Origin of the sequence: Neobacillus sedimentimangrovi (assembly GCF_010614825.1) — a bacterium.
In the GTDB taxonomy this organism is placed as follows: domain Bacteria; phylum Bacillota; class Bacilli; order Bacillales; family Cytobacillaceae; genus Neobacillus; species Neobacillus thermocopriae.
On record NZ_JAAFZF010000061.1, the window covers coordinates 1 to 13,746 of the forward strand.

General features: G+C 36.0%; 18 protein-coding genes and 2 pseudogenes. 8 read left to right on the plus strand and 12 right to left on the minus strand.

The features are described 5' to 3' along the window. Positions 1-245: 245 nt before the first annotated feature. Positions 246-701 (minus strand): pyridoxamine 5'-phosphate oxidase family protein, encoded by a 456-nt coding sequence (locus GZA11_RS14790; RefSeq protein WP_038540730.1) that lies wholly within the window; start codon positions 699-701, stop codon positions 246-248. Positions 702-853: 152 nt separating this feature from the next. On the opposite strand from GZA11_RS14790, the gene GZA11_RS14795 reads away from it, so the two are divergent. Beyond that, entirely contained in the window at positions 854-1,054 is a 201-nt protein-coding gene (locus GZA11_RS14795) for a YlaI family protein (protein ID WP_038540727.1), read from the plus strand. A 48-nt stretch (positions 1,055-1,102) separates the two neighbouring features. On the opposite strand, the gene GZA11_RS14800 is transcribed toward GZA11_RS14795, so the two are convergent. From GZA11_RS14800 to typA, 3 genes are read right to left on the minus strand one after another with little or no spacing between them, the layout of a single operon-like run. Continuing rightward, complete coding sequence (locus tag GZA11_RS14800) at positions 1,103-1,399, minus strand: hypothetical protein (protein WP_038540724.1); 297 nt, start codon at positions 1,397-1,399, stop codon at positions 1,103-1,105. 5 nt (positions 1,400-1,404) lie between these two features. Then, on the minus strand, positions 1,405-1,728 hold the full coding sequence (locus GZA11_RS14805) for a YlaH-like family protein (protein ID WP_038540721.1): 324 nt from the start codon (positions 1,726-1,728) through the stop codon (positions 1,405-1,407). A gap of 38 nt (positions 1,729-1,766) precedes the next feature. After that, the gene (gene typA, locus GZA11_RS14810; RefSeq protein ID WP_038540719.1) at positions 1,767-3,608 is read right to left on the minus strand and encodes a translational GTPase TypA; all 1,842 of its coding nucleotides are present in this window, start codon (positions 3,606-3,608) and stop codon (positions 1,767-1,769) included. A 145-nt stretch (positions 3,609-3,753) separates the two neighbouring features. On the opposite strand from typA, the gene GZA11_RS14815 reads away from it, so the two are divergent. Then, the gene (locus GZA11_RS14815) at positions 3,754-3,939 is read left to right on the plus strand and encodes a YlaF family protein (RefSeq protein WP_163184290.1); all 186 of its coding nucleotides are present in this window, start codon (positions 3,754-3,756) and stop codon (positions 3,937-3,939) included. Positions 3,940-4,095: 156 nt separating this feature from the next. On the opposite strand, the gene GZA11_RS14820 is transcribed toward GZA11_RS14815, so the two are convergent. Then, the gene (locus GZA11_RS14820; RefSeq protein ID WP_163184291.1) at positions 4,096-4,893 is read right to left on the minus strand and encodes an inositol monophosphatase family protein; all 798 of its coding nucleotides are present in this window, start codon (positions 4,891-4,893) and stop codon (positions 4,096-4,098) included. 279 nt (positions 4,894-5,172) lie between these two features. Beyond that, entirely contained in the window at positions 5,173-5,367 is a 195-nt protein-coding gene (locus tag GZA11_RS14825; RefSeq protein ID WP_038540710.1) for a hypothetical protein, read from the minus strand. A gap of 217 nt (positions 5,368-5,584) precedes the next feature. Here GZA11_RS14825 and GZA11_RS16805 point away from each other — a divergent pair. The 3 genes and pseudogenes from GZA11_RS16805 to GZA11_RS14840 form a co-directional block, all read left to right on the plus strand. Then, positions 5,585-5,701: pseudogene (locus GZA11_RS16805) on the plus strand (DUF1054 family protein); the annotation flags it as partial. Positions 5,702-5,801: 100 nt separating this feature from the next. Further along, positions 5,802-6,419 (plus strand): YktB family protein, encoded by a 618-nt coding sequence (locus GZA11_RS14835; protein WP_163184292.1) that lies wholly within the window; start codon positions 5,802-5,804, stop codon positions 6,417-6,419. Between the two features lie 1,008 nt (positions 6,420-7,427). After that, positions 7,428-7,667: a hypothetical protein gene (locus GZA11_RS14840; RefSeq protein ID WP_163184293.1), complete on the plus strand. Its 240-nt coding sequence runs from the start codon at positions 7,428-7,430 to the stop codon at positions 7,665-7,667. A 19-nt stretch (positions 7,668-7,686) separates the two neighbouring features. Here the strand turns inward: GZA11_RS14840 and GZA11_RS14845 are convergent, their stop codons facing one another. Continuing rightward, positions 7,687-8,526, minus strand: coding sequence for a DUF2935 domain-containing protein (locus tag GZA11_RS14845; RefSeq protein ID WP_038540703.1), 840 nt, complete (start codon positions 8,524-8,526; stop codon positions 7,687-7,689). A 269-nt stretch (positions 8,527-8,795) separates the two neighbouring features. Here GZA11_RS14845 and GZA11_RS16935 point away from each other — a divergent pair, with 269 nt between their 5' ends. After that, positions 8,796-8,897, plus strand: a complete 102-nt coding sequence (locus GZA11_RS16935) for a hypothetical protein (RefSeq protein ID WP_328822054.1) — start codon at positions 8,796-8,798, stop codon at positions 8,895-8,897. A 279-nt stretch (positions 8,898-9,176) separates the two neighbouring features. Here GZA11_RS16935 and GZA11_RS14860 read toward each other — a convergent pair whose 3' ends face one another. Next, positions 9,177-9,452, minus strand: coding sequence for a UPF0223 family protein (locus GZA11_RS14860; protein ID WP_038540700.1), 276 nt, complete (start codon positions 9,450-9,452; stop codon positions 9,177-9,179). Between the two features lie 31 nt (positions 9,453-9,483). Further along, positions 9,484-10,443, minus strand: a complete 960-nt coding sequence (locus tag GZA11_RS14865) for an NAD(P)H-dependent flavin oxidoreductase (protein WP_163184294.1) — start codon at positions 10,441-10,443, stop codon at positions 9,484-9,486. Positions 10,444-10,645: 202 nt separating this feature from the next. On the opposite strand from GZA11_RS14865, the gene GZA11_RS14870 reads away from it, so the two are divergent. Then, a complete protein-coding gene (locus GZA11_RS14870; protein WP_038540692.1) occupies positions 10,646-12,118 on the plus strand; it encodes an aminotransferase class I/II-fold pyridoxal phosphate-dependent enzyme in 1,473 nt (490 codons plus the stop codon). A gap of 51 nt (positions 12,119-12,169) precedes the next feature. Here GZA11_RS14870 and GZA11_RS14875 read toward each other — a convergent pair whose 3' ends face one another. Then, entirely contained in the window at positions 12,170-12,292 is a 123-nt protein-coding gene (locus GZA11_RS14875; RefSeq protein WP_038540689.1) for a GapA-binding peptide SR1P, read from the minus strand. 253 nt (positions 12,293-12,545) lie between these two features. Here GZA11_RS14875 and GZA11_RS14880 point away from each other — a divergent pair, with 253 nt between their 5' ends. Continuing rightward, complete coding sequence (locus GZA11_RS14880) at positions 12,546-12,980, plus strand: DUF1885 family protein (protein WP_200878204.1); 435 nt, start codon at positions 12,546-12,548, stop codon at positions 12,978-12,980. Positions 12,981-12,998: 18 nt separating this feature from the next. Here GZA11_RS14880 and GZA11_RS14885 read toward each other — a convergent pair whose 3' ends face one another. After that, entirely contained in the window at positions 12,999-13,241 is a 243-nt protein-coding gene (locus GZA11_RS14885) for a hypothetical protein (RefSeq protein WP_163184295.1), read from the minus strand. A 205-nt stretch (positions 13,242-13,446) separates the two neighbouring features. Next, positions 13,447-13,746: pseudogene (locus GZA11_RS14890) on the minus strand (group II intron maturase-specific domain-containing protein); the annotation flags it as partial.

Consider the following 13,746-nt stretch of genomic DNA (forward strand, 5'->3'; position numbering starts at 1 on the left):
TTACTCTGTATCACCTTCGGCAGAAAGGGCTTTGTTTTGTCATGCAAACTCACCCAGTGATACCTAGCCTCATATGAAGTTCGTGTTCCTCAGACCGGAAGTTTGCCGCTCGCTTCCTTCAGATTCCGCGTCACCACGGACACCCTTGCGTTAAGCTAACTGCTACTTCTGCCTTCGCAGCTCGGGACTTTCACCCTATAGATTACACCCATGCCGGGCGCACATGATAAAAAGCTTAGTCGAAACTAAGCTTTTTTCATTGCATCCATGACTTGTCTATCGAGCTTTTCAGCAGCATTTTTATCATATGTCTTTTCATACTGAACTTCCTGCACTATTTTTGAACCATAAAACATAACATCTCTTACTTCTTTAATGGTAACTTCCACTAAAGCTAGCTTTAACGGAACTTCGTTCATTCTTTCTTCTTTTACTCTTGCTTCACCTTGAATTGAATACGTAGACTCATTAGCAATAATATTTATAACCACTAAGTTATTTTTATTAATATTCTCAATAATTCGAGAACGATTATCTACAGCAAAATAGATTGTATTTTCGTCTTTTGCCAGTACCCAAGAAATTGCACTCACATTAGGTCCACCTGTTTGGTGATCTATAGTGGCTAATGTCACAAATCTTTCTTTTTGCATTGCATCATATAATGGCTTTATTAGACCTTGTTCCACTTGATTAGCCATGCATTAACAGCCCCTTTCACATACTTATACACAATGAATTAACAGATATTCTCATATTACTACTATCCCAATTATTCCTCAACTTAAACAGATGTTGCGTCAATTTTCATGGTATAATAACTTTTATAATGGCAAGGTTGAAGAGGTGAAGTATGAAAGTTAAATGTGTATTATGTGATAAAATCGAATCGATTGATGATGAATCACTTATTGCCAAACGTTTACGTAACCGTCCCATCCATACATATATGTGTAAACAATGTAATGATCGTATAGCAGAAAAAACAAACTTGCGAATAGCAACTGGAAATTTTCGCTTTAATCGGCCCAAAACAGAGGATCAAGAATGGTAAAAAGGAAACCCGCTTATGTAATCAACAGTCATACATAAGCGGGTTTTTTTATTCTTCAACTAACGGATAGTTCTCGTATTTTTCTGGTTCTAGATTGATTTGCGTTAACATAACCTCAATTAGATCTCTTGGAAAGCGAGTATTTTTCTGCTCCCCATTATGCTGAAATGAAAGGTAATACATCACTTCATCTTTGGTAATCTGAATATTAGAAACATGAAATTGTGATGACAATACCGCTTCAAAATGGGTACATGTTTCTTTTGCAGCCGTATCATTCGGACGAGCATCGTGGACAACTTTAATGGTTAGCCAATTATAAAGAACATCCTGCAAGGATCTCATCCTCATTACCCCCGTGAATTTGCTTCAGTCCGCGTTTTTTTCGATTGCCATAAACGGATTTTATAAATGATTAAAATCAACGCAGCGACTACAAGGCCTTCCGCAATAGGCAAAAAGATTCCAAGGAAAGTAAGCATCGTACTACCCAGAATTAAAAATATATAAATAATAATTGATTTTCCAAGCGGGAGTTTTTTGGCAAAACCAAGTTTATAAACAAGGACAGATAAAGCTGTTATTGTCAGATAGAGCAGCCACATCCCAACTTTAGGCTGTTCAATTACTTTATATAGAGCAGGAAAAAATGTAAGTCTTTCTGCAATATCCACGTGTAACCCCTCCTTTACCTAATACCCTAATAGGATCATTACTTGTTCATTTCTGCATATTTTTTCTTTTTCGCCAATCGTTCGCGTTCATTCTTATCTAAGATTTTCTTTCTTAGACGAATAGATTGAGGAGTGACTTCACAATATTCATCTTCATTTAAATATTCCAATGACTCTTCAAGCGTCATGATACGCGGCTTTTTAATCACCGTAGTTTGATCTTTAGTGGCAGAACGAACATTCGTGGCATGCTTTACCTTAGTTATATTTACAGTTAAATCATTTTCACGCGTATGTTCTCCAACGATCATTCCTTCGTAAATTTCTGTTCCAGGTTCAACGAAAATAGTACCACGGTCCTCAACCTGCATTATACCATATGTGGTAGCTTTTCCGGTTTCCATAGAAACAAGAACACCCTGACGTCTTCCACCAACTTGTCCTGGAGCCATAGGCTGATAGCTGTCAAAAGAATGATTGATAATCCCATACCCGCGTGTAAGTGTTAAAAATTCAGTTGTATAACCAATCAAACCTCTAGCAGGTACATTAAATATTAATCGAACTTGTCCAGTTCCATTATTATTCATATCAAGAAGCTCGCCCTTACGTGCACCCAATGATTCCATCACCGCACCTGTATACTCTTCAGGTATATCTATTTGTACTCTTTCAATCGGTTCACAGCGTACGCCATCAATTTCTTTAACAATCACTTCTGGTTTTGAAACTTGCAGTTCATACCCCTCACGGCGCATATTTTCAATTAAGATGGAAAGATGCAATTCACCGCGTCCAGAAACAATCCAGGCATCAGGTGAATCAGTATTTTCAACGCGAAGGCTGACATCCGTTTGTAATTGAGCACGTAGTCTTTCCTCAATTTTTCTAGCTGTTACATACTTCCCTTCACGACCTGCAAACGGACTGTTATTAACAGCGAATGTCATTTGAAGGGTAGGTTCGTCGATCCTAAGTACTGGAAGGGCCTCTTGATGATCAACAGGGCATACAGTTTCCCCAACATTAATATCCTCCATACCAGAAACGGCTACTAAATCACCAGCCATTGCTTCTTGAATTTCTTGACGTTTTAAGCCGAAGAATCCAAAGATTTTTGTAACTCGGAACTGTTTAATGGATCCGTCTAATTTCATTAATGCAACCTGCTGACCGACTTTCATTGTACCGCGGAACACCCTACCAATTCCAATTCTACCAACATAATCATTATAATCCAAAAGAGCTACTTGAAATTGAAGAGGTTCTTCTCTATTATCAATTGGAGCCGGTATATGTTCTATAATGGCATCATATAACGGTTGCATGTTTTCTTCTTGTTTTTCAGGGTTGAGACTTGCCGTACCGTTTATTGCTGAAGCATAAATAACCGGAAACTCTAGCTGTTCTTCTGATGCATCGAGTTCAATAAATAAGTCAATTACTTCATCAACCACTTCTTTAGGGCGAGCAAAATCTCGATCAATCTTATTTACTACCACAATTGGGGTAAGGTTTTGTTCTAATGCTTTTTTGAGTACAAAACGGGTTTGTGGCATACATCCTTCATAAGCATCGACTACAAGAAGGACCCCATCCACCATTCTCATTATTCGTTCAACTTCTCCTCCAAAGTCAGCATGCCCAGGAGTATCCAATATGTTAATCTTTGTATCCTTATATTGAATGGCGGTATTTTTAGCAAGAATGGTGATTCCTCGTTCTCTTTCCAAGTCGTTTGAATCCATAGCACGTTCCTCAACATATTCATTTGAACGGAACGTCCCTGCTTGCTTTAATAACTGATCCACTAATGTTGTTTTCCCATGATCGACGTGTGCAATGATCGCAATATTTCTAATATCAGTTCTTGATTTCAAAAACTCCAACTCCTATACTTCTATACAAATAAAGAATTACATTTTAGTTTCTCAATTACAACTAAAACATTATACCATAATACTAGTGGAAACCTAGAAGTATTTTATGTAGAATGAAGTTATATTTATTGTAAGGGGTAAAAAAATGAGCAAAGTAAAATGGCCATTACTCATTTATGCAATTTTAGCTGCGGTTTGCATTATGGGAATTGGGGTAGCAATAGCCGAAAAAAGTCTTATTGGCGTATTCATTTCTATAGTCGCTGGAATCATCGTTATAGGGCTAGGTTTTAAAACCAAAAAGCGCATGCGCAAAGAAGGAAAGCTATAAGAAAAGCGAAAGCGCCCTGGTAAGCGGCGTATGACCTCCTTCCATATATAGTTTAGAAAAAACTTAAGCCATCCCCCAAAGTACAAACGTATACTTGAAAGGGGATGGCTTAAGTTTTAATGGGCAAGAACTCAAACTAGACATTTTTGTAGATTTTTACCATTCTCCATTTTTTAAATATTCTTCAATAATTGTCTTATGCAAACCTGGTTTGGCAACAAGTAATGAGTCTTTGTTTAAATAATTTAATTTTTCCCCTCTTAAATTTGTTACGATTCCTCCGAGTTCCTCTACAATTACCGCTCCACCAGCAAAATCCCATGGAGATAATCGTAAAGATATGTAAGCATCCACTCTTCCAGCTGCAACATATACCATTTCCAGTGCTGCGGTTCCATATGATCTTGTCCCTCTGGCATCTCTTACTAAAGGAATCATCAAATGATGATCAATGCGGTGGTTTGGCATAACCCATGTAGCATTTAATGCAATAATAGCTTCGCTGATCGAAGCAGTTTCCAGCTTAGGCATTTTCTTGTTATTAAGATAAGCTCCTCTTCCTTTAAAAGCATGATACATTTCATCATGAACTACATCATAAACAATTCCAATCTTACCCACACCATTCTCATAAACGCCGATAGAAATGGCAAAGTTTCGTTGCTGATGAACAAAATTCATGGTTCCATCAATAGGGTCAATGATCCAAACGATCCCTTCCAGACTGGCCAATTCATCTCCAAATCCTTCTTCCCCCATAATTTTATGATTCGGGTAATGCTCTTTTATTTTGCTAATAATAAATTGTTCTGTCTCTTTATCAATGTTGGTAACTAGATCATTTTGATTGGACTTCGTTTGAATATCCAATGTTTTATCAAATGATTGACGAATATTTATTCCTGCTTCTTTTACCCATTCCTTAGCATGGGAATATATAGTTTCCCAAATCATAAAAATTCCTCCATATATGTCCGTTATTAACCAATTTACACTATAAACTCATATGTACTTAATATATTTAGTTAAAACTTAGTAAATATATGAATGTACTTACCTATAGCTTAATCAAATATATATCAGACATCAACTTATTACTCTTCAAGAGGTTGTCTTTTACTCGCAATAATAAACGAACTCCCCCGTTTTTTTGGAGTTCGTTTTATATCCTTACCTTTCTTTTTCGTTTCATTCCCCCATAAAACTCCTTAGATCGATTAACTACAGTACTGATCAAAATGCCTTTAATCGTAATAATTCTTGACGAATTTTCTCCAATTTTTGTTTGCTATCTTGGATTTTTTTCTCATTCTTTTCTTCAATTGCCTCAAATAAGACCGCTAATTCATAATCCATTTCCAATCTTAATACAGCAGTTCTTTGTTTTTCAGATACTTTTTTAAGTGATGTATTTACTAATTGTTTCATATTAACTCCCCCTCCCCGGTAAGAATTCATCTCATTCACTCATTCATTTTTTACTGTATAATATGTGAAATTTTTCTATGTTGGAACAAATATGTGCATAAACCTAGTTGTGCAACAAATTTCTTTAATAAATGGCATTATGCTAAAATGTCTTTAAAATTGGTACAATGGAGGTTCATAATGGAGTTTCAAGATTTTAGATTAACAAGATTTCGATGTCTTTCTCATCAATGGATTAGAAGAAAGAATGAAAGCAATTAAAAGTACTATACGTCCTAAACTACAAATCTTGGGCGACTATTTTGCCCCTTCTTTAACATGCATTAACTGGTGATGAAATGCATTCATTTCACAAAGCATGCAATAAGAACCGTTAATCAACCAAAAGATACATGCTTTTTCACAAAATACACCTATGAAAAGAGGGAAAACCAATGCAATTTGAAGGATTCACGGAGCACGATTTTGATACGTTTAATATAGAAGGTCTTGAAGCACGAATGCAGGCAATCGAAGAGCGTATTCGACCAAAGTTCCGAATCATTGGTCATTCATTGACGGATGACCTTTCCGCTAGTCTTGGTCGAGAAATGTTTTTACATATAGCTAAACACGCCCGTCGAACTGTAAACCCCCCGAAAGATACTTGGTTGGCGATTGCTTCAAATAAAAGAGGTTATAAACAACACCCGCATTTTCAAATTGGATTGTTTGACGACCATGTTTTTATTTGGTTGGCGTTCATTTATGAATTGCCTAACAAGACCGAAATTGCAAAGACATTTTTGAAGAACTTGCCGACAATAAAAAAGACTGTTCCAAATGATTTCGTCGTTTCACTTGATCATACGAAAAAAGAAGCTATATCAATGAAGGAAATCGATTTGAAAGCCGCACTTGAACGTTTTCGTGACGTCAAAAAAGCTGAATTCTTGATTGGACGACATATTGACGCAAATGACCCAATCTTGTCGGACGGCAACGCATTCATGAATATTGCAAAGGAAACCTTTGAAACTCTTATTCCATTGTATAAACTTGCCTATAAATAAAAGAAAAGCGTCTTCCCCCGTTATACTGAAACGGGTTCGGACGCTTTTTTGTTTGCCATTTTATTTATCCATGAATTGAACCTTTGAAACGCTCCATGTTTTTCCGTCAAGATAAATTTCTTTTATATGTACGTCAACCGTGCTTTGAACGCTTTTGTGTTATATTTTATTATAGTTTAACGTAGTTTTAGTTATATTATGAATAGTTAAGAAAATCATCAAGTACATGTAATTTTAGCTGTTCTTTTGTTTCATAATTTAGATATTTTTTCATATTGGAAAATACAGTCTCAATATTAGCTAAGTCAGAATCCGTATTAAAAAGAGCATATATCTCAAATTCCCAAAACGGCAAGTCTTTTAAAACATGAATTTCATCTTGGATATGTGTTTCACGGTAAATTTCGACGGGTAATCGGTAACATGATCGTGAAAACGACCCATCAAAGATTATCAAGGTAATGGGCAGCATGAACCGTTGAAGACCGGGGAACAACACTGGTATATAGTTTAACGGCTAGAAGAAACTCGTCTTGTTCCGCACCGTGACCGAAAAGGTGAATACATTCTATCGAGAATCTCAAAGTGTACCTTTAATGGTCACGGAATATCGTGGTAGCGTGACCCGAAGAATCGTATTAATTTGAAAAAGTGCCGACATATTCTTTTTCCCGACGGGGATTCACCTTTACAACAAGAGTCAAGGTGTTCCGAAGACATCATTTTAAAGGCGTTACGGGTAGATATGGAAGACTTTGCAGCAAGGTTGTTCAATAAGACCCAGAACGCCCCAAAACGCAAAAATGGGGGCAATAAGGCGTTGAATGCCCTACAAATGGAAGCGATCGAAAAAGCAGGCCAACGAGTTGAAAGGATAAAGAAATTATTTATCGACGGAATGATTAACTGAAAGGAATTCGAAAAAAGAAAAAAGCCGTAGAACAAAAAATGAAAGCGGCGGAAAAAGAAGTTGAACGATGATCCCAATCGAATGAATTCATTAACGAAGTGAAGAAAAAAGAACGAAGGAAGCGTTGCTCTGAAATTGATTTGATGGATTTATTCGAAGGAAATCTTTCGTCCCGTGGAAAGAACGAAGGCTTCGAGAAGTTGATTGAACGATTTGATTATAAACGGGAAGACGAAGCAATCGAAATCGAAGTGATCTACAAAATAAAAGCGGTACCTGTTATTTTTATACACAAAAACGCTTGGTTAGAAATAAATATTCTATCCAAGCATTTTTAATTTTTGGATGATTGACGCGTTATCGGGCACCGCCTGTAAGATGTGCTTCAAACATATCAATGATTTCTAGGAACCTATCAGCTTCCCGGAAAACATGGTCTGCTAATAGAGGATGAATAATGCTCTTAATTTTACATTGCTCAATTAAATCACGGGCAGTTTTCTTGAAATCCCTTAGAGATACGACCGACACGCGATTTTGATCAAGGAATTGATCTAAAAGAGGAACCGTTAGTGACTGTGGCCTCATAGATTCTAAGTCCCTTGCTTGATACAGTAATTGATCAAAATCATGGCTGAAATTCCGTGCTAAATCAACTAGTTTCCTTTCTGACGGGTCAAGTAGATGACCAATAAATTTGGCATGGTCTGCCATAATCCTTAAAAAGAAGACATTTTCTTTAATAATGGCATCTGGAAGCGATTGTAATTTTCCTTCATTTAATTCAATTAGTCTTTTTCTAAAATAATTAGCTTCCCTACTAATATGGTCAACTAATAATGGAAAATTATTTGCCCCTGGCAATTGGCATGTGAGAATTAGTCCCAATACTTTCCGTTTAAATACGAAAATATTAGTTGCAGCTTGTTGAACCTCTGAATTAAATCTTCTTATTTGTTCGGGGTCTGCCTGATTATTAAAGGAATGCGCAGTTTGTTCGATCTGTTCAAATAAGTGATAAAATTGATTAGCCTCTTGAATTAGTTGTGTATCTTCTGCTCTAAAACCCAATCGAAGAAATAAAGAATGTTCTTTCATGATCCTAGCCCAAAAACGAATTTCATATAAAGAGCGCTCAACAAACATTCCAGATGTAACACCGGTGTCAGCATGCAAAGGTGTATGATCCCCGTTCATACTATAACCCCCCCCCCCGATATATTTCCTTCATTCTATTCATATTTACATGGCCATTTAAATATACCTTAAACAAATATTGAACTTTATATTGAAAATTGCCGAATAAAGTGAGAACTGTATTTTTGTTCTACCTATTAAATCATTTTTTTCATATTCCCCTATGAAATCAAGATTTCTAGCTATTGTATTTTGTGAACAAAACTTACATGGGTTGCTATCTCAAACAATCCTCGTGGCTATAAAATGTTTCCCATTTTCAAATTGGATTGTGGCATACACACTTATTCCTTTGGTTTGCAGTAATCATGAAGCATCTCAATAGGAGGAAATTGGGGAAATGTTCACCAAAAAAGGAGCCATTATTTTAAATGAGGTTCCAAAGGATTTTGATTGGTCTGTTGATTATACGAAGCCAAAGACCATTAAGCATGGTCAAATTAAAAGGAGGACTTAATAGCAATATTTGATAGGCTTCAAAAATTTAAAAAAGCTGAACTTTTATGCGGCTATAAAATTGACAGTGACGATGCCATCCGATTAGGTACGGAAGGTCTTTTACAAAATATAAATAAGTTTTTCAAAAAACAGTACTTCTTTATAAATTCGCACGAAATATTCATTATAAAAAGCTCCTTTTTAGGAGCTTTTTATGATTTCATCACAATTTTATCGCCTGGATTGGCCTCTTTCGCTTTTTTAACTACCAGATACGAAGAATAACCACTAACTTCTTCAAATTCCCTACATACCGTTTTTTCTTCTGCTTTACTCGGTACGATTTCCTTAAATCGTCGATATGCATTTATCAATTCATCACGTTCAATTCCTGATTCATAGGCCTTTTCGATTTTTTCAAAGAATGAAATAACATCAATAATTTCTTTCGTACTCCAGCTATAATCGATTGGATATTGATAATCCATCGTATCATCCTTTCTCTTGAAATAAACATCATTACTTTGCCCATTTTGAACGAATTTGTTCCGCTTCTGAAATCATACGTTGAAACAGTTCTGAAACAGAAGGGATGTCCTTAATAAGCCCCATTACTTGACCTGCCCAAGCAAATCCTTCGTCAACCGCACCATCATATATGTATCTTCTATTTGCAGTTCCGCTAATATAATCCTTGAGCTTTTCATAGTCTCCACCAGACTTTTCAATCTCAAGTATTTTCTTTGTCCAGTTATTAGCAATTGCTCTAGCAGGTGCACCAAGAGAACGTTTAATAACAACCGTATCCGATTCAGAACCGGAGACTAAGGCATTTTTATAAACATCATTTGCGTGAACACATTCCTTCGTTGCAATAAATCTCGTACCCATTTCAATCCCTTCCGCTCCTAAACTAAGCGCAGCCATTAAACCTCTACCATCGCCAATGCCCCCTGAAGCAATAACTGGGATTGAAACTGCATCGACAACTTGAGGAATTAAAACCATTGTTCCAATATCATCGCGTCCTAGATGCCCTCCTCCTTCTTGGCCGACCACCATAACTGCATCTGCTCCCAGTTGTTCTGCTTTTACTGCTTGTCTCCGTGCAGCTACTAAAACAAGCTTTTTTACGTCAACTCCCTTTAACTGATCAAAAATTGGAGCTGGATTACCACCTGTCATGGAAATAACCGGTACTTCCTCCTCGATTGCTACTTGTAAAAAATCCGCAAATGACCTTCCATGCTGGCCAATCGCAAAATTTACTCCAAACGGCTTATTTGTTAACTTTTTCACTTTCTTAATTTCTTCTCGTAGAAGCTCTGGGCTTGATAATGACATAGCTGTAATTTGACCAAGGCCGCCTGCATTAGAAACTGCAGCAGCCAACTCAGAATAAGCTAAATAAGCCAATCCTCCTTGGATAATCGGATATTTAATGTTAAGAATTTTTGTAACTCTTGTCTGCCAATTCAAGTTCGATCCCTCCTTAAATATATAAATTGTTATTTCTTTTTTAAAGGGTAAATTTCCTGTTATTTTGAAAAACTAATTTTGACGAAAATAAATTTAAAATTATTCTAGGCAATCAAAGCAAATAGTGCTATAATTCATTTGTTTTATAAATTTTTATGTATTTTTATAAGATTATTTTGAATATAAGAGGTGTGGATACAAATTGTCTCAAAATCAAACTCCATTATTTAGTGGGTTAAAAAAACACGCAGAAAGAAACCCAATACAATTCCATATTCCCGGCCATAAAAAAGGAGCTGGAATTGATCCTGAGTTTCGTGAATTCATTGGTGATAATGCCCTCTCCATAGATCTAATAAATATTGGACCGCTTGATGATTTACATCATCCGAAAGGTATGATCAAACAAGCCCAGGAATTAGCCGCTGAAGCATTTAATGCTGATTACACATTTTTCTCTGTTCAAGGTACAAGCGGTGCCATAATGACGATGGTAATGGCTGTTTGCGGACCTGGAGATAAAATTATCGTTCCAAGAAATGTGCACAAATCTGTTATGTCAGCCATCGTATTTTCCGGCGCTATACCTGTATTCATTCATCCGGAAATAGACAGAAAACTAGGTATTTCACATGGTATCACACCAGAGTCTGTTGAAAAAGCTCTTGAACAGCATCCTGATGCAAAGGGCGTTTTGGTTATTAACCCAACCTATTTCGGCATCTCTGCCGATCTAAAAAAAATTGTTGAAATTGCCCATTCTTATAATGTTCCTGTACTTGTTGATGAAGCTCATGGTGTTCATATTCATTTTCATAAAGATCTACCACTATCAGCTATGCAAGCGGGTGCTGATATGGCTGCAACAAGTGTTCACAAACTTGGCGGTTCAATGACTCAAAGTTCGATCCTTAATGTCAAAGAAGGCCTTGTCTCACCAAAACATGTTCAATCTATCTTGAGTATGCTAACTACAACATCGACATCCTATCTATTATTAGCATCTCTTGATGTGGCACGTAAACAATTAGTTCAAAAGGGAGAAGCATTAATCGACAGAACTATTCGGTTGGCTCAATCTATCCGCAAAAGAATTAATGAAATTGATCATCTATATTGCGCAGGAGAAGAGATTTTAGATTCAAAAGCAATATTTGATTATGACCCGACAAAGTTGATTATTTCTGTAAAAGACTTGGGACTTACAGGATACGAAGTTGAAAAATGGCTACGAGAAAAGCACAATATCGAGGTTGAATTGTCAGACCTTTATAATATTCTTTGTATCATAACTTTTGGTGATACAGAATATGAAGCTGATCTATTAGTTAATGCTTTAAAAGAACTATCCAATGAATTTGATCACCGAGCCGAAAAAATCGAACCGGTTGAAGTACTACTTCCAGAAATTCCTGTGCTGGCTTTGACACCGAGGGATGCTTTTTATTCTGAAACGGAAGTCATTCCATTTGAAGAATCAGAAGGAAGAATCATCGCAGAATTTGTTATGGTTTACCCACCAGGAATTCCGATTTTCATACCTGGAGAAATAATTACAAAAGAAAACCTTCACTACATTAAAGAAAACCTTGAAGCAGGCCTCCCTGTTCAAGGACCTGAAGACGATGAATTAAAGACCATACGTGTAATAAAAGAATATAAAGCGATCCAATAAAAAATACAGGATTCCGAAGTTGGAATCCTGTTTCTTTATTATATAAACATATTATTGTTTTTCTTCTTTTTTGTGTTCACAACAGCAGTTTCCTTTAGTATAAAGGACTGTTACTTTTTCATCTTCAAAATGACCAATAGTGGAGTTACAAGTTTGGCATACAAGTGTACCCATCATACTATCCCCTTTTCAATTAAATAATAAGCCGGATGAAAACGTTTTATCAATCCTTGATTTAATAATAATATAACACATTTATTTTTTCAAGTCTAATTTGTATGTCACATTTAATTAATTGAAAAGATTTTTGCCTTTTTATATAGGATTGTTTGCTTTGATAAATATTTTATATAAGTTGTCATTACTTTTTAGTCAATGCTAGAATAAATATGGGAATATTAAATAGTCTTTGAGGGGGGGATGGATGATGGCTCAAAATGCGTATATCAAGCTTGTGCCTTCATCTGCAAAACAGACGATTACAATCGAGGAAGTAAAAGATTTAATTTATTATTATAAAAATATTACTGAAAAAACAGGAGATCAAACTAACTGGCCGTATGAAAACGCTGCCTTTCCATATGTTGTTAAAGATCCTGAAGAAGGAAAAGATAAATGGTTTTATTTAAAATCTGACCATGAACGTTACTATGCGATTTTAATAGGTGTAGATAAAGAAATCGTTCGGAATGAAGAAGGTGAGGAAAGAGAACAGGTATATATCCAGGTTACCCTTCCAGAGCAATCTACTTTTGGAGATAAGGGCAAGGCAAACGAATTTTGCAAATTTATTGCTAAGAAACTTAAAGCAGAACTTCATTTATTCAACGAAAGAATCATGTACTTTTATCCAAGAAAATAAAATCCCTGATTTCGATTATTAATTTATTAAACGAGCAAGGGTAAAATGAATGGAAGTATAAAGGACAAGGCTTACATTTGTTATAAAAAGTGTTTTGGATAAAGATTTAATTATTTGATTACCGATAATAAATGCCAAATAAAAAAATACAAAAAACATAATTACCTTATATATAAGTAGATCATGCTTGGATAACCATTCAATTAAAGTATACCCGCTCCAAATAATAAATTGAAGAAGCATGACAATATAAGTTCTCATACTTGTCACCACGCAAACCCATTTAATTAACTAATTTCATTATATTAATCATAGTGGATTTTAAGTATCATAAGAGTGGGCTATTTTCATCTTGGTGTTAGTTAAACTTTCCTTATTTAAAAATTCTCTTAATCGAGTAGGATGGGGTGACTAACCCCCGACCTCTCACACCACCGTACGTACCGCTCAGTATACGGCGGTTCAATTAAGTATGACGTAGTGCTTGATATCTTTCGAATAGACTTCTTAACCCTCGACGCTTCCAATAGGAGTTGTCGAGGGTTTTGTGTAGAATGGGACTGCAGGCAATCCGCCAATATTTCTTGCGTGTATTGCCCCATTCGAGTGCCCTTATGGCTTGGAACCCCTAATCCTCTGAGTTTCCGAATTCTTGTTTTCGGGGTTTTCCATTCTTTCCACAAACACATCCGAAGCCTTCGTCTAATCCATTCATCAAATTCTTTGAACTTACTTGGTGTTTCTGCCAAGGCAAAATATCCGCACC